Annotated in this window: 23 protein-coding genes; 8 read left to right on the top strand and 15 right to left on the bottom strand. The window is 46.8% G+C overall.

Annotated features, from left to right (window positions below):
* Positions 1-62: 62 nt before the first annotated feature.
* The 4 genes from HRU69_01770 to HRU69_01755 all read right to left on the bottom strand — a co-directional run bounded on the left by HRU69_01770 (position 63) and on the right by HRU69_01755 (position 5,260).
* The gene (locus HRU69_01770; GenBank protein ID QOI96279.1) at positions 63-1,256 is read right to left on the bottom strand and encodes a peptidoglycan DD-metalloendopeptidase family protein; all 1,194 of its coding nucleotides are present in this window, start codon (positions 1,254-1,256) and stop codon (positions 63-65) included.
* The gene (locus tag HRU69_01765; protein ID QOI96278.1) at positions 1,243-1,995 is read right to left on the bottom strand and encodes a DUF4292 domain-containing protein; all 753 of its coding nucleotides are present in this window, start codon (positions 1,993-1,995) and stop codon (positions 1,243-1,245) included. Before HRU69_01765 ends, HRU69_01770 begins: the two co-directional genes overlap by 14 nt.
* Positions 1,988-3,745 carry a tetratricopeptide repeat protein gene (locus tag HRU69_01760; GenBank protein ID QOI96277.1) on the bottom strand — a complete coding sequence of 586 codons (1,758 nt, stop codon included), beginning with the start codon at positions 3,743-3,745 and terminating at the stop codon, positions 1,988-1,990. The genes HRU69_01765 and HRU69_01760 overlap by 8 nt, the downstream gene beginning before the upstream one ends.
* Before the next feature lie 75 nt (positions 3,746-3,820).
* Complete coding sequence (locus HRU69_01755; GenBank protein ID QOI96276.1) at positions 3,821-5,260, bottom strand: polysaccharide biosynthesis C-terminal domain-containing protein; 1,440 nt, start codon at positions 5,258-5,260, stop codon at positions 3,821-3,823.
* A gap of 104 nt (positions 5,261-5,364) precedes the next feature.
* Here HRU69_01755 and HRU69_01750 point away from each other — a divergent pair, with 104 nt between their 5' ends.
* The gene (locus HRU69_01750) at positions 5,365-6,480 is read left to right on the top strand and encodes a T9SS type A sorting domain-containing protein (GenBank protein ID QOI96275.1); all 1,116 of its coding nucleotides are present in this window, start codon (positions 5,365-5,367) and stop codon (positions 6,478-6,480) included.
* A gap of 6 nt (positions 6,481-6,486) precedes the next feature.
* On the opposite strand, the gene HRU69_01745 is transcribed toward HRU69_01750, so the two are convergent.
* Positions 6,487-7,446, bottom strand: coding sequence for an NAD-dependent epimerase/dehydratase family protein (locus tag HRU69_01745; GenBank protein ID QOI96274.1), 960 nt, complete (start codon positions 7,444-7,446; stop codon positions 6,487-6,489).
* Positions 7,447-7,564: 118 nt separating this feature from the next.
* On the opposite strand from HRU69_01745, the gene kbl reads away from it, so the two are divergent.
* The gene (gene kbl / locus HRU69_01740) at positions 7,565-8,758 is read left to right on the top strand and encodes a glycine C-acetyltransferase (protein ID QOI96273.1); all 1,194 of its coding nucleotides are present in this window, start codon (positions 7,565-7,567) and stop codon (positions 8,756-8,758) included.
* Here kbl and HRU69_01735 read toward each other — a convergent pair whose 3' ends face one another.
* Positions 8,759-9,601, bottom strand: coding sequence for a TIGR00159 family protein (locus HRU69_01735; GenBank protein ID QOI96272.1), 843 nt, complete (start codon positions 9,599-9,601; stop codon positions 8,759-8,761).
* 31 nt (positions 9,602-9,632) lie between these two features.
* Positions 9,633-10,505 (bottom strand): dihydropteroate synthase, encoded by an 873-nt coding sequence (folP, locus tag HRU69_01730; GenBank protein QOI96271.1) that lies wholly within the window; start codon positions 10,503-10,505, stop codon positions 9,633-9,635.
* On the opposite strand from folP, the gene HRU69_01725 reads away from it, so the two are divergent.
* The 3 genes from HRU69_01725 to HRU69_01715 are packed head-to-tail and all read left to right on the top strand — an operon-like array spanning position 10,506 to position 12,714.
* Positions 10,506-11,051 carry a DUF1599 domain-containing protein gene (locus HRU69_01725; protein ID QOI96270.1) on the top strand — a complete coding sequence of 182 codons (546 nt, stop codon included), beginning with the start codon at positions 10,506-10,508 and terminating at the stop codon, positions 11,049-11,051.
* 13 nt (positions 11,052-11,064) lie between these two features.
* Positions 11,065-12,195: a DoxX family protein gene (locus tag HRU69_01720; protein ID QOI96269.1), complete on the top strand. Its 1,131-nt coding sequence runs from the start codon at positions 11,065-11,067 to the stop codon at positions 12,193-12,195.
* A 3-nt stretch (positions 12,196-12,198) separates the two neighbouring features.
* A complete protein-coding gene (locus HRU69_01715) occupies positions 12,199-12,714 on the top strand; it encodes a shikimate kinase (protein ID QOI96268.1) in 516 nt (171 codons plus the stop codon).
* Here the strand turns inward: HRU69_01715 and HRU69_01710 are convergent.
* A complete protein-coding gene (locus HRU69_01710) occupies positions 12,691-14,244 on the bottom strand; it encodes a hypothetical protein (GenBank protein ID QOI96267.1) in 1,554 nt (517 codons plus the stop codon). The genes HRU69_01715 and HRU69_01710 overlap by 24 nt on opposite strands.
* A gap of 21 nt (positions 14,245-14,265) precedes the next feature.
* A complete protein-coding gene (locus HRU69_01705) occupies positions 14,266-15,258 on the bottom strand; it encodes a hypothetical protein (GenBank protein QOI96266.1) in 993 nt (330 codons plus the stop codon).
* A 160-nt stretch (positions 15,259-15,418) separates the two neighbouring features.
* On the opposite strand from HRU69_01705, the gene HRU69_01700 reads away from it, so the two are divergent.
* From HRU69_01700 to floA, 3 genes are all read left to right on the top strand, one after another.
* Positions 15,419-16,894 carry a proline--tRNA ligase gene (locus HRU69_01700; protein QOI96265.1) on the top strand — a complete coding sequence of 492 codons (1,476 nt, stop codon included), beginning with the start codon at positions 15,419-15,421 and terminating at the stop codon, positions 16,892-16,894.
* A 71-nt stretch (positions 16,895-16,965) separates the two neighbouring features.
* Complete coding sequence (locus HRU69_01695; protein ID QOI96264.1) at positions 16,966-17,430, top strand: hypothetical protein; 465 nt, start codon at positions 16,966-16,968, stop codon at positions 17,428-17,430.
* A gap of 17 nt (positions 17,431-17,447) precedes the next feature.
* A complete protein-coding gene (gene floA / locus HRU69_01690; GenBank protein ID QOI96263.1) occupies positions 17,448-18,443 on the top strand; it encodes a flotillin-like protein FloA in 996 nt (331 codons plus the stop codon).
* A gap of 28 nt (positions 18,444-18,471) precedes the next feature.
* Here the strand turns inward: floA and HRU69_01685 are convergent, their stop codons facing one another.
* From HRU69_01685 to HRU69_01660, 6 genes are all read right to left on the bottom strand, one after another.
* Entirely contained in the window at positions 18,472-20,589 is a 2,118-nt protein-coding gene (locus HRU69_01685; protein QOI96262.1) for a WG repeat-containing protein, read from the bottom strand.
* A 160-nt stretch (positions 20,590-20,749) separates the two neighbouring features.
* Entirely contained in the window at positions 20,750-21,388 is a 639-nt protein-coding gene (locus HRU69_01680) for a nucleotidyltransferase family protein (protein QOI96261.1), read from the bottom strand.
* 165 nt (positions 21,389-21,553) lie between these two features.
* Entirely contained in the window at positions 21,554-22,003 is a 450-nt protein-coding gene (locus tag HRU69_01675; GenBank protein ID QOI96260.1) for an endonuclease domain-containing protein, read from the bottom strand.
* A 5-nt stretch (positions 22,004-22,008) separates the two neighbouring features.
* A complete protein-coding gene (locus HRU69_01670; protein ID QOI96259.1) occupies positions 22,009-23,193 on the bottom strand; it encodes an XdhC family protein in 1,185 nt (394 codons plus the stop codon).
* Positions 23,194-23,230: 37 nt separating this feature from the next.
* Positions 23,231-23,545, bottom strand: a complete 315-nt coding sequence (locus HRU69_01665; GenBank protein QOI96258.1) for a hypothetical protein — start codon at positions 23,543-23,545, stop codon at positions 23,231-23,233.
* A gap of 67 nt (positions 23,546-23,612) precedes the next feature.
* Positions 23,613-24,971, bottom strand: coding sequence for a S8 family serine peptidase (locus HRU69_01660; protein ID QOI98797.1), 1,359 nt, complete (start codon positions 24,969-24,971; stop codon positions 23,613-23,615).
* Between the last annotated feature and the right edge of the window lie 19 nt (positions 24,972-24,990).

Here is a 24,990-nt window from a genome sequence, read left to right as displayed (position 1 = left end):
TTAGCGGGTAAAGATAGAAGTAATCAGTTGAACGAAAAAATCAATAATGACGGCTGGATTAATCAGTTCCGAAGCCACTGCTGGGGGTCCAGGGCGGTGGTATTTTTGCGTATCTGGAAACGCAGTTCTGAAATACCTTCACTGTTCGAAAGCACCTCACCAATTTCCTGGTTGGTGGTTACCCGGTCGCCTTTGCGCACAAATACTTCGCGCAGCCCGGCATATACTGAGTAATATTCGCCATGACTGATAAGCACCGTTAGCCCAATCATCTTCAGGTCGGCTACTTCGCGCACTACGCCATCGAAGATGGTTTTTACTTTTTCGCCCCCTTTAGTCTGGATGGTGAGCCCCTGGTTGTCTACCACTACGCCTTTTAATACAGGGTGATTTTGCCGGCCAAAGCCCATGGAAACAAAACCAGTTACGGGCCAGGGGAATTTTCTTCGGTTTTCTTCAAAGGTTGCGGAAAGTGCCAGGTTTGCGCTGGTATTGCTTTTGGCCCGGGCTTCGCGCGCTGCACGTTCCATTTCCTCTTTAATAAGGTCGCTAATCATTTTATCAAGTCGCGCAACGGCTTTGCGGGTTTCTTCCAGATCTTTTTTTAATGATTTCTCTTCCTTTTCCAGCGATTTAACGACCTGGTTTTGTTTCTTTTTAAGGTCGGCCAGTTGGTTGCTTTCTTTCAACTCATCGCTGAGCAGGGTATTTTTTTCGGTTCGCTTGGATTCAATTTGCCGGGTTTGCCCGATGATTTCTTCCTGTACGCGCGTAATGGCTTCGGCCTGCAGTTTTCTTTTTTCACCGTATTGCTTCATGTAACGCAGGCGCATAACCAGTTGGTCAAAGGTTTGCGCTGAAAACAGAAAGGTTAACCGGGTAGCGCTGTTGTTGGCTTTTTGAGCAGCAAACAGCATGCGTGCATATTCGTCCTTCAATTTTACTAAATCTTCTTCGAGGGCCAGTATAATGCCGTTGTTATCGGCAATTTCTTTATTGAGCAGGTTGATTTCTTCCTTGATGGAGTGGATGAGTTCTTCCTGGATGCGGATGCGCTGGTTAATGGCATTGAGTTCGCCCAGGGTATTCTTTTTTTTTACCGTGGTTTCAGACAGGATTTTTTCAACCTCTTTGATTTTTTCGAGTTGTTGCTGTTTTTCTTTTTGAAGCTGCGCTTTGTTTTTGTGCTGGGCCCCGGCAGAAAACAGGAGTACCGAAAGCAGGCATGCGCCCAGTAAACCTTTACCTGCGATCATACTTCTTCGGAATGTTGAATGGAAACTTTAATTCCTTATCGCCTACTTCGGCCTTATTGTACTCAAAAATAATGGTTGTGTTGAGCAGCCCGGTTGGCGATTTGTAGAGCAGAGTAATGGTGCCGTTGTACGGAAAGACTTTATTACCCACCGGTTGAAAATTTCCGTAGTTAATCGTTAAGGTGTTGTGCGTATTGTTTTCTTTTAACTCCACCTTCTGAATTTTCATGGTGGTTGCACTGATATAATTAAGAACGTCCACCGTTCCGGAGGATTGTTTGAGGAGGAAGGTAGCGCTCTTCTGTTCTACTTCATCCGCTTCGTTGCGGGTAATCAGCAGGTTGCCCAGAAAAGCCGACTGAATAACCTGGTAGGTTACGTTGAAGTTAAATTGTTTTGAAAGTTCGGTATAATCAAAAACGTAATACTCTTTGTCCACATTGCTGATAACCGTAATGCTGTCTTTATTAATTAGTACCCGGCCGCCCTGCACTCCGATTACGGTAAAGTTCATCCAGATGACACTGTCTTTGCGTACGCGGATGTTGGCTTTTACTTCGCGTTCTTTGTTTCCATCCTTCAAAACCATGCGGGCTTTGCCATGAAAATAGTCGAAGTCGATCTCTTCAATGGCCAATGATTCCTTGGGTGAGCCTCCGGTAAGTGGAACGGCTTTTTTGCTGCACGAAGCCAGCAATACCGAAACGACTAAAAACCACAGGCGTGCCCGGTTATTCATATAATTTACGGTCGGCTATTTTTTTATTGAGTGCTTCACTGGGCGCCTGCAGCAATTGTCGGGCCTTTTCCCACTGCTTCACTGCAGTAGCCACTTCACCAAGTTGAAAAAGGATGTCGCCATAGTGTTCGAAGTGTGTGGCATTAGCCTGTCCGCCTGAAATGAAGCGCTCCATCACTTTGCGTGCTTCTTTGTATTTCTGGCGGGCGTACAATACCCAGGCATAGGTATCCAGGTAGGTTGGGTTATCCGGATGATCTCTGATTAACTGGGCAGCCAGTTTTTCGGCTCGTTCCAGGTTGGCCTTTCGAAGGGCAAGGAAATAACTATAGTTGTTTAACACCACATCGTTGTTTGGATTAAACGCGAGGGCATCTTCATAGGCCATATCGGATTTGGCATAATCTTTAACCGCATTGTATGCATCGCCCAGCATACTGTTAATTTCGGCCGTCATGGCCGGGTTGGCGGCAGCCAGTTTTTTACTTTGCTCCAGGGTACCAATGGCGTCACGGTAATTTCTTCTCTGAAGAAAAGCTGTTCCGCGGAAATAGTACAACATGGCCTGGTTGGGGTAATACTCCAGGGCCTTTTCAGTATGACTGATCACGGCATTCCAATTACCGGCCTGCATTTCGATGTACAACAGGTTTTGCCATACTTCGAAGTTTACTTCACCCGATTGTACGGCTTTCTGATATTCTTCTCTGGCTTCGTTATTTTTTCCAACGGCCAGGTACAGGTCGCCACCCAGTATGAATACATTGGGTTCATCCGGATAATTGTTTTTTAGATGGGCTAGTAGTTCGAGGGCAAAGGTTTCCTTAGCCGGGTCGGTGGCATTCTTTGAACGTAATTGGTTTAATTCTTCATTGTATGCACTTAAAACCACCAGTTTGTTGGTCAGGTCAACTTCCGGATCGTCAAATACATTGCGCAATAATTTACGGGCTTTGTCTTCCTGGTTGGTATCGCGGTAGAGCCCTGCCAGGAACATCGAAGCATGAGGTGCAACGGCATTGTCGGCAGTAAATTTTTCAAGGAGGGTAATGGCCTGTGTTTTAAAATTGTACTGTGACAGGTTTTCGGCAACGCCCGTGGCCAGTCGTTCCTCATCCGGAAATGCCTGCAGCAATTTTTCTCCCTCGGTTATTGCTTCTTTTGTTTTGCCCAATTCCAGATAAAGCCGTTGCTTTTGAAGAGAGGAGGTTTCGTTAATGCCAAAAAAAGTTTCAGCCCGGTTGTAAGCCTTAATGGCTTCTTCGGGTTTACCGGCATATTGATAAATCACGGCCAGTTCATACAGGTACTCTTGCGTATTAGGTACCTCGTGCAGCATGCCCTCAAATAATTGGGCAGCACGCTCATGCCGTGAGAGCCCCATATAGATGTTGGCCCCAAGGAGGTAAAAGTATTTGTTTTTGCGTTCCAACTTCAGTGCCTGCTCAATGCTTACGGAAGCACGCAGCATATCGTCAGTACGATTACCCCTTGAAAGTACATCGGCAATTTTGTAATGCACGGTTGCATTTTCCGGATTTATCTCCAGTACTTTTTGGTAGTAGTCCAGCGCTTTGGAGTAGTCCTCCAGGATAAAATATTTTTCAGCTTCGGTAAAATAAAATTCAGCTTCGCGCGATTTTACACCGGCCAGCGAAGGGGTATCGGTTCGCTTTCTTTTTTGTGAAACGCCAGGGGTACTGCACAGTACAGCGCAGAGTAACAATAGCAAATTGATGTACAGCTTCAATGGGTTGTTTGCTTTCGGGTATCCAAACCGGATGCCAAAATTAGTGAATTTTCAGTACCTCGCTGAGTTTCTTGTTTATACGGTTGGTTGGGCTGCGGATCGTTCTAAAAAATATACAAGCCCGCCATACCCAAGCACCAGGCTGTTATGGAAAAGCATGGCTAACCAGTACCTTTCAATCGGTATCCAGGTACCGATGTAGATAAGGACCAGTGCAACTACTATATAGAGTAGCGATTTACCGATGCGGTATGGTATAGGAAAGTACGCTTGCCCCGTTTTATAACAGGCTATCGTCATGCTTACGTAACAGAGCAGCGCGGCTATGCTGCTGCCGACATACCCTAAAACAGGAATAAGCATATAATTGGCTGCGACAGTTATAACTGCCCCGCCAACGGAAAACAGTGTTCCAAAATAAGTTTTATCGGTTAGTTTAAACCAAACCGATAAATTATAGTAAATACCCAGGAAGAGATAAGCGGTTAACAGAATAGGAACGATCACTAAGCCTTCCCAATACTGTGGATCGCCCAGAATATACTTCAGCAGGTCTAAGTTAAGACTTACCCCCAGCAGAATGAGACAGCCGGCAATAACAAAGTAATGATTGACCCGCGCGAACAGGTTGGGCGAGTGTTTATCCTGTGCGTGCGAAAAGAAAAACGGTTCGGCTGCGAACCGAAAAGCCTGCACAGCGAGGCTCATAAATACAGCATATTTGTAGCAAGCCCCGAAAACACCTAAGGCATAGGCTGAAGGTTTTCCCGGATAAAAATTTTCCGGCAGCCACCATTCTAAGGTAATGCGCGAAAACATTTCGTTAACCATGCCGGCCACACCGGTAAGCATTACCGGGTAGGCGTAGCGAAACATGGCCGGTGTAATTTCGCGGTGATAGGCGGGCCTCCATGCTGCCAACTGTTTTACAAAAAAGATTATGAGTACCGCATTGCCCATTAGGTTAGCCAGGAAGACGTACCCTATACCTATTTCTTCTTGGTAGTTCACTTTTAGAAAGTAGTAGTTCAATATCAGCAACAGTGCCACACTTGTGATTTTTGCAGCCGCAAACGTTTTTGGTTTTTTTTCTAAGCGTAATCGTGCAAAAGGGATGGCTACCAGTGCATCAATAGCCATGATGCCGGCAAGCCAGGTAACATAGTGCTCATTACCGTTTATATTGAGATAAGAGGCTATTGGAAACTTAAATGCAATAAATAATAAGGAGAAGGAAAAACTGATGGTAACAACAACCGTTTGTGCGAGATTAAACACCTGTACTGCATCGGCACCCGGTTTGGTGGCAAACCGGAAGTACGCGGTTTCCATACCCCACATATACACTACGTTGATGAATGCCACAAACGCATAGAGATAGGTGATAACACCATAGGCCTCGGGGGCAAACACAGCGGTGTGCAACGGCAACAGCAAAAAATTAAACAGGCGTGGAACAATGGTGCCCAATCCGTAAAGAGCTGTTTCGCCTGCAAGTTTTTTAATGGCGCTCATGGTATTTTGAACTTCGGATTTTGCCGGAGCGTAATACAAAATCTAAACATAGAGGTTACTTTTGAGTAAAAAAATACATTAGTGGGCGGTTTAGTTGGCTTTTTATGCGATTAACGGACATCCGCCTCATTTTAGCTATCCCCTTGCTAATCACTTCCGCTATTGGTCCGGTTCTTTCCCAAACCTGTACCATCAGCGGCTCGGGTACTATTAACTGGGTCAATGCATCGCCCCCGACTTGCATAGAAGGCGGTACGGCCGGCAGTGCTTCTATTATTGTGGTTCCGGTTGGCGTTACATTAAATTTCGACAGTAACCCCGATACCTGGACGGGTACACGCATTGAAGTGTTAGGAACGCTACGTATTTCCGCCCCCGGGCAGGTAACCATTAACAGCAATATTGTAGTTAAAAATGGTGGTTTACTTAGTATTGACAGTAAGCTTAATTTGGGCTCCACATCCGGTTGCGGATATACATTAATAGTTGAAACAGGGGGCACCGTTGATATTACCGGTGGAACACCCGACCGACTAAATATTTGTGGCGTAGAGATTGCACGGGGCGGAGGCGCTGGCTGTAATCCGTATCCTGCTGGTCCGTTACCTTATTGTGAACCCGGTGGAGGGTTTACTGGGCCAACCGGTTTTGATGAAAATGGGTATAACCCCACGCTGCCGGTAACCTTGCTTTATTTTATTGCAGAGTCAAGTGGCAATCAAATTGTCCTGACGTGGGCTACCGAAAAAGAGGAGGGCTTCGACAAGTTTGTTATTCAGCGCGCGGTTGGAAATTTATCGTTTAAAGATTTAGGTGAAATACGGGGTGCCGGATATGATACTCACTCGCTTAGAGAGTATGAATTTACCGATGATCACCCGCTGCTGGGTACAAACTACTACCGCCTAAAAGCTGTTGACCTTGACGGTTCGTTCGAATACTTCGGCCCGGTATCCGTGGTATATCAGGGTGAAAGAATACTTTGGGTAACTCCGAATCCCGCTTCGGGTGAGCGGGTTATACTTCATATGAACTTTTCTCCGGCCGATGGCGACCGAATTCAGTTTTTTAACCAGGTGGGCGCCCTACTTAAGGACGTTTCGGCCAGCCGGGTAAACGGTGAAATTCAGTTCGAGCAACCCCTGATCCCTGGTGTTTACCTGATAAGGTATAACGCAGCAACGTTTACGCAGGTGGTGCGGTTTGTTGTAGCCAGGTAATCGGTATTATGCCTCTTGTGCCAACAGGGCAGGCAGGTGCTCCAGAATTTCTTTTGTCATCTCCTTTAATCCAAACCGGTGTTGCCAGTTCCAGTCCTGGCGAGCCCGCGAGTCGTCAATGGATTTGGGCCAACTGTCAGCGATTGCCTGCCGGAAATCAGGCTGGTAAGTGATGGTGAATTCGGGGATGTGTTTTTTTATTTCAGCTGCGATTTCAGCCGGTGAAAAACTCATTGCCGAAATATTATAACTCGATCGGATTTTTACTTTTTCGGCCGGTGCTTCCATTAAATCCAGGGTTGCCTTTACGGCATCGTCCATGTACATCATGGGCAGGTAGGTATCGGCTTTTAGGAAACAATCAAATTTTTTATCGGTGAGGGCTTTAAAGAAAATATCAACCGCATAATCGGTGGTGCCGCCACCGGGTTTGGTTTTGTAGCCGATCAGGCCCGGGTACCTAAGGCTTCGAACATCCACGCCTTTGTTACGAAAATACCAGTCGCACCACCGTTCACCGGCAAGTTTAGTTATGCCGTAAATGGTGGTCGGGTCCATGGTGGTGTCCTGCGGGGTGTTTTGTTTCGGTGTTGTTGGCCCGAAGGCGGCAATGGAACTGGGCCAATACACCTTGTCCAGTTTAAACTCAACGGCTGCATCCAGCACATGGATCAGTCCGTCCATATTCAGGTGCCAGGCAAACTTCGGGTTTTTTTCGCCCGTAGCCGAAAGCACTGCGGCAAGGTGATAGACCTGGGTTATGCTGTTTTTCTGGATGAACTCGAAAAGGTGTTTTTGTTTAAGTACATCCAGTATTTCGAAATTTCCTTGCGATAGAATTCCCTGTGGATCCTTTATATCCGTGGCGAAAACATTTTCCTTACCGTATAACTTCCAAAGGCCCTGAACCAACTCCGACCCGAGTTGGCCCCCGGCCCCGATTACCAGAATTTTTTGTGTCTTCATGCGTTACCCAACAGCCCGAAAGTTAGGTAATTTTAATGCTTTTGAGTCAATAACAACAGTCAGTTTTGCCGGAAGCGTATAACTTTGCTCCCGTCATTAAAAAACGTAACCCGTCAGCATGTATACCTTAAAACCTTTCCTCGAAAAAGAATTAGCCGCCATCCGCGAAGCCGGCCTCTATAAAAAAGAGCGCATCATTACCTCTCCACAGGGTGCTGACATCACCATCCAGGGCGGCAAGCAGGTCATTAATTTTTGTGCCAACAATTACCTGGGGCTTTCATCGCACCCGCGGGTGATTGCTGCCGCCAAGCGCACCATTGACACGCACGGCTTTGGTATGTCGTCTGTGCGGTTTATCTGCGGAACGCAGGACATTCATAAGGAACTGGAGCAAAAAATTTCGCAATTCCTCGGCATGGATGACACGATATTATATGCAGCAGCTTTCGATGCGAACGGTGGCGTGTTTGAACCCCTGCTGGGTGCCGAGGATGCCATCGTTTCGGATGAACTGAACCACGCCTCCATTATTGACGGGGTGAGGTTGTGCAAAGCCATGCGCTATCGGTATAAGCACAACGATATGGCTGATTTGGAAAAGCAACTGAAAGATGCACGGGCTGCTGGTGCTAAGCAAATTATGATTGTTACTGATGGTGCTTTTTCGATGGATGGAACCATTGCCCAGTTGGATAAAATCTGTGACCTGGCCGATACGTATAAAGCGCTGGTGATGACAGATGAATGCCATTCAACGGGTTTTCTTGGTAAGACCGGGCGCGGTGTACCGGAGTACCGGGGTGTTATGCACCGTGTTGATATTATTACCGGAACCCTCGGCAAAGCATTGGGTGGTGCATCGGGTGGCTTTACCTCGGGTAAAAAAGAAATTATCGAATTACTGCGCCAACGGTCGCGGCCCTATTTATTTTCCAATACGCTGGCGCCCTCCATTGTGGGTGCATCCATTGAAGTATTTAATATGCTGAATGAGACGACTGCGTTGCGCGATAAGCTTGAACAAAATACTAAATACTTTCGCAGTGAAATGACAAGAGCCGGTTTTGACATCAAGCCCGGAGAGCACCCGATTGTTCCTATAATGCTTTATGACGCGCCATTAGCCCAGCAGTTTGCCGACAAACTTCTGGAAAAGGGAATTTACGTTATAGGCTTTTTCTTCCCGGTGGTTCCCAAAGGGCAGGCCCGTATCCGTGTACAGTTATCGGCTGCTCATGAAAAACACCATCTCGATAAAGCCATTCAGGCATTTACGGAGGTTGGTAAAGAACTGGGTGTACTAAAATAATCAGGCCTGCACCTCTTCATCCTGGGGAACTTCATCCCAGTTGGCAGGCTCGGTAGCGTGCAGGAATTCCAGTATTTTTTGTTCAACCTGCCTGAGTTTAAGGCCGCGCAGAAATTTTCCGTTCCGCGCCAATATCAGCCGGCCCGTTTCTTCAGAGATGGCCATTACCAACGTATCGGTACTTTCCGACATACCGATGGCTGACCGGTGGCGCATGCCGAAATGAGGAGGCAGGTTATCGTTTTCGCTAACGGGTAAAACGCATCGGGCGGCTTTAATGCGTCCTTTGTAAATAATTACAGCTCCATCGTGTAACGGACTGTTTTTATTAAAAATAGAAAGCAGGAGTGGTTTGGTAACCTCGGCATCCAGTGGCTCACCGGTTTCGGCATAAAATTTAAGTTCGGTATCGCGCGAGAAAACAATCAGCGCTCCGGTGCGTGTACCTTTAAGGGTTTTAACAGCTTCAATCACTTCGCGAACATCAAAATCATCGTGGTAATCGGTACGCCAATTAGCCAGATTTTTAAAAATGTTGTCGCGGAACTCGGTGCTTCGGCCGATGACCAACAGAAACTTCCGGATTTCGGGCTGAAACAAAATGATCATGGCCAGCACGCCTACACCCATAAACTGGCCCAGAATGGTGGCCAGTAGTTCCATCTGGGCGGCACGAACAATCAGGTATATAAGGTATAGCGCAAGGATGCCCAGAAAGATGTTAACGGCAATGCTGCCGCGTATCAGTTTGTACACCTGGTAAAGCAGCACACTCACCAGGGCAATGTCAATAAAGTCAACCCACGTAACATCCAGAAACCCTATCTTGAAAAGGAAAATCATGAATACAAATGTACTAAACTACCGTTTCTGGTTAAGCAGATTCGTGGTTGAGTTTTGAAAATAATGTGATTAGTTCGACTGCTTCTTTTACATCGTGTACGCGCAGGATAGAGGCCCCTTTTAGCAAGGCGACCATATTCAACGCAGTGGTTCCGTTCAATGCCCATTCGGGTGAGGTATTCAGGGTACGCCAAATCATGGACTTGCGGGATAACCCAATGAGCATCGGCTTGCCCAACATGCTGAGCAGGTGTAGCCTGGAGAGTAATTCGAAATTATGCTCAACCGTTTTGGCAAAACCAATGCCCGGATCAATAATAACGTCTTTCACACCATGTGCACTCAAGGTTGCCAGTTTGTTCGAAAACCAAGTCGTAATTTCCGTTAAGAGGTTTTCATACGAGGCCAACGTGTTCATGGTTTGGGGCGTGCCCTTCATGTGCATGCAGATGTAGGGAACATTTAAATCAGCAACGGTTTCGAACATGGCCTTGTCCGGTTCTCCCCCTGATATGTCGTTTATCATATCAGCACCTTCGGCCACAGCTTGCCGGGCGATAGCCGAGCGAAACGTGTCAACAGAAATAATCAAGTCCTTAAATTCTTTACGGATGACTTGTAGGGCTTGAATTACTCGCCCGGCTTCTTCGTCAGATGAAACATCAGTTGCGCCCGGTCGGGATGAATAACCGCCTACATCAACGATGGTTGCACCTTCGCTGATCATTCTTTCAACCTGTTTAAGGATGGATGCTTCTTCGGTAAACCTTCCGCCATCATAAAAACTGTCGGGCGTTACATTCAGTATGCCCATTACCAGCGGAGTATCCAATGTAAGCAGCCGCCCGCCCACGTTCAGTGTTTTGTTCGTTGAAAATACCTTATTTTGCCCCGCTGAATTCATATGCACGAAAGAACTGAATCCGAATATAAAAACGTCATTGCCACCTGCAAAGCCTTGTTCTTACAAAAGACAAAAGATTACGGCACAGCCTGGCGTGTAATGAGGCTGCCATCCATTACCGACCAGATTTTTATCAAAGCGCAGCGCATCCGTAGCATACAGGAAAAGGGCGTGCAAAAAATTAACGACCCGATTACCGATGAATTTATCGGCATAATTAATTATTGTGTTATTGCTCTGATTCAGCTTAAACTGGAGAGAAGTACCAAAACTGAATTAAGTGCTGCGGAAATTGAACCGATGTACGATGAGGTGATACACGAAACGTTCGATTTACAGAAAAACAAAAACCATGATTACGGTGAAGCCTGGCGCGACATGCGGGTTTCTTCCATTACCGATATTATCCTGATGAAGTTGCATCGGGTTAAGCAGATTGAAAACAATGAAGGCAATACCCTGATAAGCGAGGGTGTTAAAGCTAACTATCAGGATATGATCAATTACGCAGTGTTTGCGTTGATTTTGTTATCGGCCAACGGTTAAGAATTTATAAATCATGATACGAAAATTCATCGATCAGTTTTCACGATACCTGGTAGGCGGGCTTTTTATTTTTTCGGGCCTGATAAAACTAAATGATCCGGTGGGTACTGAAATTAAACTCGAGGAGTACTTTGAAGTATTTGCTGTTGATTTTGGTTCGTTCTTTCGGGTGTTTATTCCTTTTGCGCTGGAAATCGGACTTATCCTTATTGTGCTTGAAGTGGTGCTGGGCGTGGCTGTGCTGATCAATTACCGCATGAAACTGACCACCACCGTGTTGCTGGTACTGATTATTTTCTTCACGTTCCTTACAGGCTATTCAGCCATCTTCAACAAGGTTACCGATTGCGGCTGCTTTGGCGATGCGATAAAACTTACTCCGTGGCAATCGTTTTACAAGGATTTAATCCTGATTGTTTTTATCCTTCATTTGTTCTGGTACCGTAAGAAGTATGATCCGGTATTTCGCACACGCGAAGGTCATGTGGTTATCCTTGCCGTAACGGCTATAAGCTTCTTTCTGGGCATTTATGCCATCCGCCATTTGCCGTTTATTGATTTCAGGGCATACAAAATCGGAAACAATATTCCTGAACAGATGACATTGCCCCCCGGTGCCAAGCGCGACAGCGTGGTGATGACGTTCATTTATAAAACAAAAGGTCAGCTTGTTGAACTGACAATGGACGAATTGAATCGGGTAGACTCAACCTACCAGTTTGTTGACCGGAAGGATAAGGTGGTTCGGCAAGGCGACCGGCCCAAAATTACCGACTATGCCGTTACCGATCAGGAAGGACAAACGGTAACACAGCAAACTTTTCAGGGTGCAAAACTCATTATCGTTATTTACAATGTAAATCAGGCATCGGTTACGAATATCGAGCGGATTCGTGCACTTATTCAGGCGCTTGACGCGAAGGTGGATGTGCTGGCACTGACTGCCTCGCCCGAAACTGAATTTGAAATTTTCAGGCATGAGCATCAGCTGGCTGTTCCTTATTATTTTGCCGATGCCACCGTACTTAAAACCATTGTTCGCTCCAACCCGGGTTTAACATTATGGGTAAACGGCACGGTAAAAGGCATGTGGCATCATAACGATACACCGGATGCTGCCCAGGTCATCCGCTTAGCGCAATAGGCCATGAAAATTTACTTTATCGGGATGCCGGGGGCCGGAAAAACCACGTTGGGCCGGGCGCTGGCCGAGAAGCTAAAAATACCGTTCATTGACCTGGATGCTGAAATTGAACAGCAGGAAGGTGAGCCTATTAAAAAAGTTTTTGAGCGGAAAGGCGAACCCTATTTTCGTCAGGCCGAGGCGGTTGCATTGCGTCAGTTGTCAGATCAAAATCCGTCTTTTGTAATGGCCACCGGTGGAGGAACGCCTTGTTTTTATGATGGAATCGAATTTATGAATCGTAACGGTGTATCAATATTTCTCGATGTGCCCGTTGATATGTTGGTTTCCCGTATGAATAGTAAGGAGGCATTAAAGCGTCCGCTGCTGAAATCGGCCAATTCAATCAACGAAACACTGCAGCATTTGCTTCATGAACGAAAAAAAATTTATCAGCGGGCAACTTATCAGGTTACTGATGCTGATTTGCCGAAACTTCTTCAATTATTGAAATCTTCAGAAGGTAAAACCAACAGTTAGCATAAGCGAGTTTACCGTATTATCCAGTTTAACCAGCGGGCCGGTACCATCCTGAAATAAATACGGACTGTAAAAACTTTCCCCGGTTGAGGTTAACCATGTCAGATCGGTAAAGAATTTACTCAGGCGCAAGCCAATGCCGGCACTAAGTGTTTTTATGCTCAGATTGGAATCGTTATCCCGCAGCGGATTGGATTGGATGTTATACCCCGCACGCAAGCGCAGTTTCTCATAGCGAAACTCTGCGCCTATACGGTAATTGACTGTGTTGGTAAAAAATTCACGGATGCCTTCGTTATCCGGTGAAAAGGAGATGCCGCTGATATCGGATCGATACTTTGCTTTTCCGTAATTCACGAACTCAACATCCCCGGCAATAAATCCATAACTGCCAAGAAAAACGGCTGTACCCAGACTGAGTTTCAACGGGGTGGTCAGGCTGTATTCGGATACGAGTGGCTGAGCGGATTCTTCTTCGATAAACGCGCGACTGTCGTTCCACAAGGTGCGTACCACCGAAGTGTAGGAATCGGTAAGCTGGTAGTAGGTAGGCGTTACCAGCGCCATACCCAATTGTACAACATCTGCCGGGCGGTAGATCAAACCCAATGTAAGATTTAAGCCCGAACCATCAATAGTAATTCTCTCTTCCAGTTCCAGGTAGTCTAATGGATTGTACGAGGGGTCATCGCTGAAATCAAAATCCTGTTCGCGGTATTTTCGTTTGAAAGTATACCGCAGCGAAGTAATACCGATGTTGGCCCCGAAAAACAACTTATCATTATAATTACCGCCATACGCAAGCGACCACTGGTACTGACTTCCTTTTACCGAAACCTGCTCAATCCGATCGAGTGTACGGGTTTCACCGGGTATAGGCTCCAGTTCGGAGTAATACTCGATGTAATCATCGGGCATAACCGGGGTGGTGTTGCCCTGATCGTCAGCCAGGGTATTGATCAGGAAAGTCAGGTAGCTTTGACCTGTACTGTAATCGTAGTTGAGTAAAGGAATGGAGGCGTACGGGTCGGGCAACTGTTCGGGCGTAAATCCATAAGCATCCTCAATAAACCAGTCAACAATGGAAGACAGGTTATCCGTGCCGGCATAGGTAAAAGTCCGGTTAAAGTCGTTGGTTCGTGCCATGCTGATGCCGAACGATCCTCCGATGTAGCCCGTGGTGTTTTTTGGACTGTTAAAAACGTAACTCAACCCGGGCACATTAAAAACATTTTTTGAATCATTCGTTGAGTTATCCAGGTGTGTGGCCGAAGTATTATAAGCATTCAGGGCCGGTGAAAAGGTAAATTCCGAACGGTTATACATGCCCAGGCCTGCCGGATTCGACAAGGCCGAACTGAAATCTCCACCGAGGGCAACCTGGGCGCCACCCAAGGCCTGGATGCGCGCGCTTCCACCGGGCCGGGTGCGGCTGAATAACAAGGCATTTTCAATAAACCCTTGGGCAGCCGCCAGATGGGGCAGGCACAATACGATTGCCGTGAGGTAGCCTAAAACCTTACCGTTCATGAAAGTAAAATACGCTAGTGGTTAATCTCTTCCGCGTGAACGACTTCCGGAAGATGGTGCACTACTTCGCGTACCACCCGATGGAAACGAACTACTTCTTGATGGTGTATAGCTCGGTCTGCTTGATGGATAGCTGGTACTGCGGGTTGGACTGGTATAAGAGTCGCGAGGGTAAGTGCGGGTACGGTTAAAGGTTTCACCCGAAGAGGTATTGGTACCATCATTTACCGGTCTTCGACTTGGCCTCACGTAATACTCATCATTAGCGCGCGTGCGGCCACTGGAATTATTAATGGCCTGGTTTCTTACGTTGTTTGGATAGTGATTTCGCACATCGCCTGCCACAACTGCATTTGCCGAAGGGCGTTTACCGTAATTAATACGGGTTCTTTCGGTGCTGCCATAATAGTAGTACGGATAATTCCAGTACAACCAGGAGGGACCCCAGAAGTTGTTGCCCCACGAGTTACCCCACGAATAGCCAATCATTATGTTCCACCCGCTTCCCCATGGCGACCAGTAGTTGCTATAGCCGTAGTTCCAACCCGGGCCATAGCCCCAGAAGGGGCTCATCCAGGGATCATAAAAACTATAATATGGGCTGTACCAGTTGTTGAAACGAGCCGGTCCGTACCATCCGGGTGTGTACCAGCCGGTGTTCCAGCCGTTATTAAAGGACGAGCCACTGTAATAGTTGGTGGTGCTGGTTGTTGCCGGAGTGTAGCCTTCGATAAAATAGTTCTGCTCATCTTCACTGGCCTGTTCCGAACTGGCCCGCGCAACATATTCCGGATTTATTTGCCTTGCCGAATAGCTGTCGGTAGGGTTCTGGTTATTGTCCTGATTATACGCTTCAGGAAAATGCTGCCGTTTAAAGTTATCGTAATTGCTTACATAACTCTCCGTAGTCATTACCTTCTGCCTGTCTTTCGAGCGGAAATACAGATCATCACTTTCCTGGGCCAAGACCACAACGGGTAGCACCAGCATCCAAAATCCTATGTGCGCTTTCATCAGTTTCCGGTTTTAATCCTCATGTATTAACGTAAAAGCCAGCAAAAGTATTCTTCTAAAATTACAAAAATCAGCCAAAAACGGCAGCCTTTACTTTCTTGAAGAAGAACCTCCCGTATATTTGCCGACTGTTTAAAATGCGACAATAATTATACCAGAGATGGCCAAGGATATTCCAACCCGAAGTGAAGATTACTCGCTGTGGTACAATGAGTTAGTAAAAAAAGCCGATTTAGCGGAGCATTCGGATGTGCGGGGCTGTATGGTGATAAAACCGTACGGTTACAGCATTTGGGAAAAAATGCAACAGGCCCTTGATGCGATGTTCAAGGAAACAGGCCATGTGAATGCTTACTTTCCGCTGTTTGTACCTAAATCGTTTCTGGCGCGGGAAGCGGATCATGTTGAAGGTTTTGCCAAAGAATGCGCCATCGTTACCCATTACCGGCTAAAAAATTCGGAAGACGGAAAAGGCGTTGTTGTTGATCCGGAGGCTAAACTGGAAGAGGAACTGATCGTCAGGCCAACTTCTGAAACCATTATTTGGAACTCCTACAAAAAATGGATTCAATCGTACCGCGATTTACCGATACTCATTAATCAGTGGGCCAATATTGTGCGCTGGGAGATGCGTACACGGTTGTTCCTTCGTACTGCCGAGTTTTTATGGCAGGAAGGTCATACGGCTCATGCTACTGCACAGGAGGCGGTTCATGAAACACTTCAGATGCTTGACGTGTATGCCGAGTTTGCCGAAAAGTTTATGGCGTTGCCGGTGGTAAAGGGCAAGAAATCGGAAGGGGAGAAATTTCCGGGCGCGGTTGATACCTATTGCATCGAAGCGATGATGCAGGATGGTAAAGCATTACAGGCAGGTACTTCGCACTTCCTCGGGCAGAATTTTGCCAAGGCCTTTGATGTACAGTTTGCCACCAAAGAAGGAAAACTGGAATACGTTTGGGGTACTTCATGGGGCGTGAGTACACGTCTGATGGGGGCATTAATTATGGCACACTCCGATGACGATGGACTGGTGCTTCCCCCGAAACTGGCGCCCATCCAGGTGGTAATTGTGCCGATATTCCGGAACGAAACGGAACTGGCGGCTATTCGTGAAAAGGTAAACCAAATTACACAAGACCTGCGCAGGCATAACATTACCGTAAAGTTTGACGACCGCGATACCCAAAAGCCGGGTTTTAAATTTGCCGAGTGGGAACTGAAGGGCGTACCGGTGCGGCTTGCACTTGGTCCACGCGATTTGGAGAACGGAACCGTGGAAGTTGCCCGCAGGGATACCAAAGAAAAACACGTGATGCCGGTTGATCAGGTGGCGGTTAACGTGGTGTTATTGCTCGATGAAATTCAAAAAAACATTTATAAACGGGCATTTGCTTTCCATAAGCAAATGACAACCCCCGTTGATTCGTTTGATGAATTTAAAAGGGTAATCAGTGAGAAGGGCGGGTTTGTGTCGGCTCACTGGGACGGAACCAAAGAAACCGAGGCAGCCATTAAAGAACAAACTAAGGCTACCATACGGTGTATCCCGCTCGATTCACCGGAAGAACCCGGCACTTGTGTATATTCAGGCAAACCATCAACGCGTAGGGTGTTGTTTGCGCAGGCATATTGAAACGTAAACAAAGTCGATCAATTCACCGAATTGCATTACCTTCGGTTCCGTTTTAAACTTTAAAGAAAATTATGGCTTTGGTTGTTATTGCGCTTATTGCTGTCGGATTAACCCTGCTGATTGTGGAGGTAGTTTTTATTCCGGGTACTACAGTGGTGGGTATACTGGGCCTAGTTTTTTTGATTGTGGGTATTGCCTTCAGCTACGGGCAATTTGGCAGTGAAGTCGGTAATTATACACTCATTGCCTCAACCGTTGGTTTTGCGCTGGCCCTCTACCTGAGTTTCAGAAAGGGCGCCTGGAAGCGGTTTTCGCTGAAAACCAGCATCGAAAGCAAGGTAAACGAAGGTGTGACGCAGGCCTTAAAGCCCGGCAATGAAGGAGTGGCCGTTTCGGCTCTGCGGCCGATGGGAACAGCAGAATTTGACGGGAAAATTTTTGAAGTAAAAACCAATGGCGACTATCTTGCAGCAGGCTCGAAAGTGAAAGTTGTTCAGATTCAGTCGAATGATATTTTGGTAGAACCAATCCCTTAACCTAAACTTATTAATCTATGGAATTAGAAGGTGTAGCACTCTTGTTTGTTGTTTTTGCAGGGATAATCCTGTTTTTTATTTTCCTCTACTTTGTTCCCATTAACCTTTGGATTACCGCCCTGTTCAGCGGGGTGCGCGTGGGGTTGTTCGAACTGGTCTTTATGCGCATTCGTAAGGTGCCACCGCGGGTCATTGTTGAGTCGCTGATTACGGCAACCAAGGCCGGGTTGAAACTCACTTCTACCGAATTAGAAACACACTACCTGGCCGGTGGTAATGTGCCAAATGTTATCCGGGCGCTGATTTCTGCAGAGAAAGCAAACATCCATCTTGATTTCAAGCAGGCTACGGCTATTGATCTTGCAGGACGTGATGTGTTTGAAGCCGTTCAGATTTCGGTTAACCCCAAGGTGATCACCACACCCAAAGTAGCGGCTGTTGCTGCCGATGGTATCCAGCTCATTGCCATTGCACGGGTCACGGTACGGGCTGCCATTCAGCAACTGGTGGGTGGTGCCGGTGAGGATACCATCCTGGCCCGTGTTGGCGAAGGTATTGTTACCGCTATTGGTTCGGCCAAGTCGCACAAGGAAGTGCTGGAAAATCCCGATAAAATTTCGAAAGTTGTTCTATCAAGGGGGCTTGACGCAGGTACGGCCTTCCAGATTCTCTCGATTGATATTGCCGATGTGGATGTTGGCGCTAACATTGGTGCCAAGCTACAGATCGATCAGGCCTCGGCCGATTTGAAAGTAGCCGAAGCAAAGGCGGAAGAAAGACGCGCCATGGCCGTTGCGCTGGAACAGGAAATGAAAGCAAAAGCGCAGGAAGCGCGCGCCAATGTTATTCAGGCCGAAGCCGAGATTCCGAAAGCCATTGCCGAAGCCTTCATTAAAGGCAACCTGGGTGTGATGGATTACTACCGGATGCAAAACGTGCAGGCCGATACGGGCATGCGGCAATCCATTTCTGATTCAGGGAAGGGGTCAAGCAATGCACCGAAGAAAGATTAAGTATATAACAGAGGGGCTTCGGCCCCTTTTACTTTATTTCTTCCCACGATTTTTTTACAAGGCCCACGTAAGTACCGGCTGCCGGATTGAAAAAAAGATAATCGTACATAAGCGGAATGGTGGTAAGGCCCTTCAAATCAACCAGTCCGTATTTTCCTTGCTGCGCCACAATAACAAAGCCATTATTTAAATCAGTTACCACATCGTATTTCGGAAAAAGCAATACATCGCCATGCGGGCTACTCAGGCCAAACGAGCCATCCGACTTTAACAGAATTCTCCCGCCCGGCAGTACAGTCAGTTCATCGTAACGGGTTGGCAAAACCTGTTCTCCTGTTTTATTAATCAGTCCGTATTTTCCGTTCAGTTTTACCCGGCAGTAACCGGCTTCGAATGAGGAAACGCTTTCATACACCGGTTGCACCACAATTTTGTCATCGTGGTTAATAAATCCCCACTTGTTGCGGATTTTAATGGGCGCCAGTCCTTCGTTGAATGGTTTGGCTTCTTCGTAGCGGTTGGGAATCATCAGCCGGGCCTGGTTATCAATAAAGCCGTAGCGGCCGTTGCGTTTTATCATCCGATAACCTTCGGTGGCCGGCCATACCAACTCAGTTTGTTCAGAAGGGGGCAGTTCACGTGAGATGATTTGTCCATTCATGTTGATAATCCATTTCCCACCGTCTGAAAGATGCTCGGTTAATTTTTCTTGCTCAACTTCAATTTTGTTCGTAGTGAAATACAAAATAGTTCCACCCAAGGTTTTCAGGGTTATCAGGTTACCCGAATTTTCAAGGAAGCGATCGCTGGTAATCAATCGGATAGGATTTCGCTGTGGTGTTACAATCCATTCTTCTTTTTCAGAAATGATGCCATACTGCCCCCTGAACTTTACAACCACCAGGCTGCCTTTCGTTTCCAACAGGCTGTCGAACACACAGGCAATCTGTTCATCACCAAGTTTGTTGATAGCGCCCTGGTACCCGTTTTCGGTAACCCAAAAGAGGTGTTCATTGAGTTCGCCAATCTGCGCATAGTTTTTTTTTGTTACGCGTTGGCCGGTTGAATTGTAGAGTGACCATTTAAGGGTGCCAGAAAAATTTTCGGCAACGAAGAGATGGGTGCTGCCGATGGCGACTTCATGATATGCGGCCGGCAAAACTATCGTGCCGTTACTTCGGATGATACCCTTTTTATCTCCATCCGAGAAAACAGCCATACCGTTGCTGAAGCCGGAAATGGAGTTGAACCGTTTGGTGGTTACCGGATTAAGCTGTTCATCCAGCAGTTCTGTTCCATGTGTGGTAACGAGTTTGAATCGTCCATCGCTTAGCCCGACAAGTGAATCACCTGCCAGTCTTTTGGCAATGGTATTTGAGGAAGAAAGTACCATCCACTCGTCAGAGAGCCTTCCATACCAGTTGTAGTTTTCTGATTTGATTTCGCGATAAATGGCATCTTTTATCATTGTGCCATCACGGTTTATCAGGCCCTGCCGGCCGTCCTGATAGTAAACAGCCCGATCATTTTGCAGCGGGCCAATGCTGTCGATTACAAAACTGGTAATCGCTTTTCCGTTTTCTGTAAACAAAGCGGTTTTACCGGATGTATTTTGCACGGCATACCGCAGGCTTCCCAATGGATAGATATTTTGGTACAAGGCTGGCAGTATAGTGTTGTTCTCCAGGTCAATCAGTCCGTATTTTAATTGATTGTCTTTGTCAAGGCTGTAGGTTATAGCCCGCAGGCCATGGAGTTTAATACCGGTATAGTCAAACGGGATGATGATTTTTCCATTGGCCGATAGGCAGCCGGTTTTAATTCGGAAAGTTACCGGTGATTGTTTTACAGCCAGAATGTGCCGGCTGTCTGCGGGTACCAGCCCGTCATATTCAGGTGGTGTAATTCGTTGATTCGAGGTGTTGATGAGTCCCCATTTTCCATCCAGTTTGTAGCCGGTAACGGTTGTAATCAGCGAGAATGAATGATCGCTCCAGCCGAGTGCTTCGTACCTTGCCGGGATTACCACAACGCCTTGGCTGTTGCGCAGCCCGATTTCCCCGCCTTCCTCAAACTGTTGAAAAGCATTAGCCTGCGCCTGTGTTATATGCGTAAGAAAAACAAGCAGTATGGTAACTAATCGCATGGCGCGCAAATATAAGCTTGTAGGGATAAGGATCACAGGCCTTCGGTTCACCCGAATTTTTTAACTTTTACCGGCAGGTTTTACATGTTTATTACGTGGCTGATGGATACCCCATTGAATCAGAATGACACAACCAAAGTATGAATTGAATGAAACCGGCTTAGTAAGGTTTTGATGAAATCAGGGTTTGTACTTTTTCCCAATCCATTGCCGTATCAACATCAACGTTACCCTTCGTGAAGGAAATAAAAGCGATTTCATTCCGATGCACTTCCAATACTGATTTGGCTCCCTGGTCATCGCGCAATTTTTCGAGGGAAGAAAAAAAGCGTTTACCAAAGAGGCACGGAACCCCGAATGTTCCTGCATATTTCGAAGCAATAATTTCGCTTCTTTTTTTTCTGAAAGCATTGCTGAGACTCATGAAATGACCGGCCTCCAGAAACGGCTGGTCGCACACCGACAGGATAGTGGCTGCGGCAGCCGGAAACTTTTTCTCAACAAACTTTAAACCTGCCTTTATGGAACTGCCCATACCTTTTTTCCAATCGGTATGAACACAGATGTGTACGGGCAGATCGGTAATTGCTTGTTGTATTTTTTTAGCCTGTGAACCCAGCACAACCACCACAGGGCCGGTGTTGCTTTCACTGGCGTATCGGGTTATTCGATGGATAAGGGGTTCACCCTGCAATTGCAAAAGCTGTTTGGGTTGACCAAGCCGGGAAGAAGGGCCGGCAGCAAGGATGATTATCGGTATAACAGTTGACTCACCCCCGTCCTCACTGTGTTCGGACACCCCCTCTCTGCTTTGCAGAGAGGGGGTTGGGGGGAGAGTCTTTTGAATTTTGTTTTTCAATTTTTTAGCGAGTTAAAGCGCTTTTTCAATTTACCATACTTGATTTTAAAAGGATAGCTAACCAAAGATAAATGTCAATGATTAACACGCGGTTCTAACACAGATTTAAAACATATTTGCCTCACCCCCGTCCTCACTGCGTTCGGACACCCCCTCTCTGCCTTGCAGAGAGGGGGCCGGGGGGAGAGTTGCCTGTATTGTGCTTGTCAACTTTTTAAGAACCGCATCAACATCCGCTAGCTCTTCATTTCTTATCCGGATGACTTGTATTCGCAGGTCGCGCAAAATAGCATCGCGGTTTTGATCATAGTGCTTTTGAAATTGGTGAATCAAGCCATCCACTTCAATGATTAGGCGGAGTTCAGCACAATAAAAATCAGCAATAAAGAATTTCAAATTACCCCTTTGCTTATCGTAAACTATCGGGTGCTGCCTCAGGAACTTCAGGTTATGGTATTTTCGGTTACGTAATTTTTGCCATAACAGCGTTTCCTGGGGTGTTTGTTGTTTGCGCAACTCCCTGGCAAGACGGGTCATTTCATTCACACGGGCCATTTACTTCAGCGTCCTGAAGTTTTTAGTTTGCTGGGCTTGACTCCCTGAGCATCCTCCAGAAACACCTGCTTGAAAATCTGGTCGCTATTCGTGTCGCGCTGATGGATGGGGCTGCTGCGGTATTTTAAAAACCCGCCAGAACGATTGGTGAACTTGCTTTGAATTTCGGCTATGATCGATACGGCAATTTCATCCGGTGTTTCGGCACCGATATCCAGTCCAATTGGGGAATGAATGCGGTGCAGATCGTCAGCGTTCAGGGTGAGACCCTCCTTTTCAAATTCGTCCAGCATTTTTTCAAAACGTTTGCGCGGACCAAGCATACCGATATAGGGAGTTTTTGTTTTCAAAAGTTTCTTCAGCACATCACGGTCATATTCATAATTGTGCGACATGAGTATGCAGGCAGTGTAGTTAGTAATGGAAAAATCGCGCTCAATGAATTCCCGCTGGCAGAGCGAAAGCCTGTCGGCAGTAGGAAAAAACACGGGGGCAATGTGGGCCACGCATTCATCGGTTATCTGTACACTCCAGCCCAGCGTTTTGGCCAATTCGCTTACCGGCCGGGCATCGAAGCCCCCGCCAAAAATGATAAGTGAAATGGCGGGTTGAATAAGTTCGAGGAAGACATCGGTGTCGGTATAGGTCTCTATCCGGCTGGCGCGGTTATTTGTCAAAGCCGATAAGTCTTCAGTGATTAAACCGGTGATATCCTGGTTAAACGTGTTAAAAAGGATCTGCTTGAATTCATCCATCAGTAGTTTGCAGCCCGTTGATTTTCCTTTGCAGGCTGTGGCCAGCAGCACGGGTTCATTCCGACTGATGATCTTTTCAAACAGCAGTATTGGATTGTGTGGTGATGAAGGTTCGATTGGTTCGATAAGTACATCAATTACCCCGTTGCAGCCCAAGCCGATGCCGAGGTTTTGGTTGCTCTCTTCGCGGGTGTCGTACGTAACGGTCAGCGGTTTTCCGTCTATCATCACCTGCCGTGCTTTTCGCAGGGCATCACCCTCCAGGCAGCCCCCGCTGATGGAGCCTGTCCATTTGCCGTCATCGGTTATGAGCATGCGGGCCCCGGGGCTCCGGTACGATGAGCCGTGTACACGTACCACGGTGGCCAGGGCGGCTTTGCGTATGCTGTAGTCTGTAGCCCTGAAGGCTGTTACAATGGCTTTCAGTTCTTTCACAAGTTGAATTTACTTAATCAACTAAGTTAAACGAAGTCTATTGAGGCTTAATTATTTCAACAGAAATAACTTCTATTAATTGTGGCCCTCCGCTTAAAGAGTATCCCTGTATGCGTTTTCCTCTTACACGAACGGTTTTATTTACATAATTGTCCAGGTTGCAGGTTGAACTGGTTAAGGCATAGTGCTTATTCTTTCGGGATTCTTCCAGGGCATGAGTTCCGTACATATAGGAGGTGAACTCTGGTTTAAACAGTAAACCCACTGCGGTGATGCTGGCAGAAGATACCTGTGAGGTATTACAACTTCCGATAAATACAAGTGCTATTAGTATTGCTGAAGGTTTAAACATGGCGATTTTAAAGATAAAAAAAAGCCCTGACGGACTGCATCAGGGCTTTTAAAGTTGGCTTTGTTTTTCAGAAACCACTTACATTCAGGCGGCCACCGGTAACTGTTTTACCGCTTAAGGAAGAAGTGGCAACCGTGCTGTTCATAATGGCATTCTTTATCTGAGAGGCCGTTGCCCCTGGATGAGAAGCCGCGTACAGTGCTGCACCACCACAAACGTGAGGTGTTGCCATGGACGTACCGCTGTAGCTGGAATATCCGGATACAATTTGTCCTCTTGAGCGTACAGGCACAGTGGAAACAATTCCACGACCTGGCGCACCGAGATCAACAGTTGTGGCTCCCCAGTTGGAGAAACTTGACAGGGCACCATTACTGTCAATGGACGCAACAGCTATAATGTTACTGTTATTATACGAAGCCGGATAAGATGGACTTGCATCATTATCGTTGGTGCTGTTACCTGCTGCAGCAATAAACAGGATTCCGGCCTGGTTAGCCCGCTCAATGGCATCATATAATCCTTGTGAAAAGCCGCCACCTCCCCAGGAGTTGTTGGTAGCAACCAAATTAAGGTTGTGGCGTTGTTTCAGGTCGGTGAAATAATCAACAGATTTTATGGCATTGGCAGTAGTACCACCGTTACTGCCCAAAAATTTAGCATTCATCATTTTAACGGTCCAAACCACACCGGCAACACCGGTGCCATTGCCGCCAACACCACCGATAGTTCCGGCAACGTGTGTTCCGTGGTCATCGCTAAGTCCATCAAATACGGTATTGTTGCCACCGGCAAAATCCCATCCGTATACATCATCAATATATCCATTACCATCATCGTCAATACCGTTGCCGGCAACTTCACCCGGATTCTTACCCGCATTGGCAGAAAGGTCGGTATGCGTGTACATGTACCCTTCGTCAATAATGCCTACCCAAACCGAATTAGAACCGACATTACCGGCCGCCCAGGCTTCACCGGCCTGGCTTCCAAACTGATTGGATGGTGAGGTAGCATCGCCATACATGCCCCACAGTGAACCATTGGTGTAATAAGGATCATTGGAAGTGGCAAAATGTGTGTAAATCCAATTGGGTTCAGCGTACTCAATTTCTGGTAACTTCCGAAGCGCATTAATTGCTTCCATGGTTTCAAGCGCAGAATGAACAAGAACCAAATCACCTGTTGCACCTTTACGGGCCATTTCTGTCTCCATGGCTGGCGTAGCGATGGTTTCAAGTACCTCGGCCCCGATTAATGCCAGGGCCTCAGACTTTGCACGCGCACCTTCCTGACCGGTGGATTTGAATTTGATCAGCACTTCGCCCGGAACATACTTCGGTTGCGAACCGGACTTTTGGATGCTTACATCCTGCGTAATTACATTTTCATCAACGCACGATGTCACGGCTATCAGTACAATCATACCTGACAGCTTTAAGGAA

This window comes from Flammeovirgaceae bacterium, assembly GCA_015180985.1.
Taxonomy (GTDB): Bacteria; Bacteroidota; Bacteroidia; order Cytophagales; family Cyclobacteriaceae; genus UBA2336.
The sequence above is the reverse complement of the archived record's forward strand: the minus strand, read 5'-3'. Positions and strand labels throughout refer to the sequence as shown.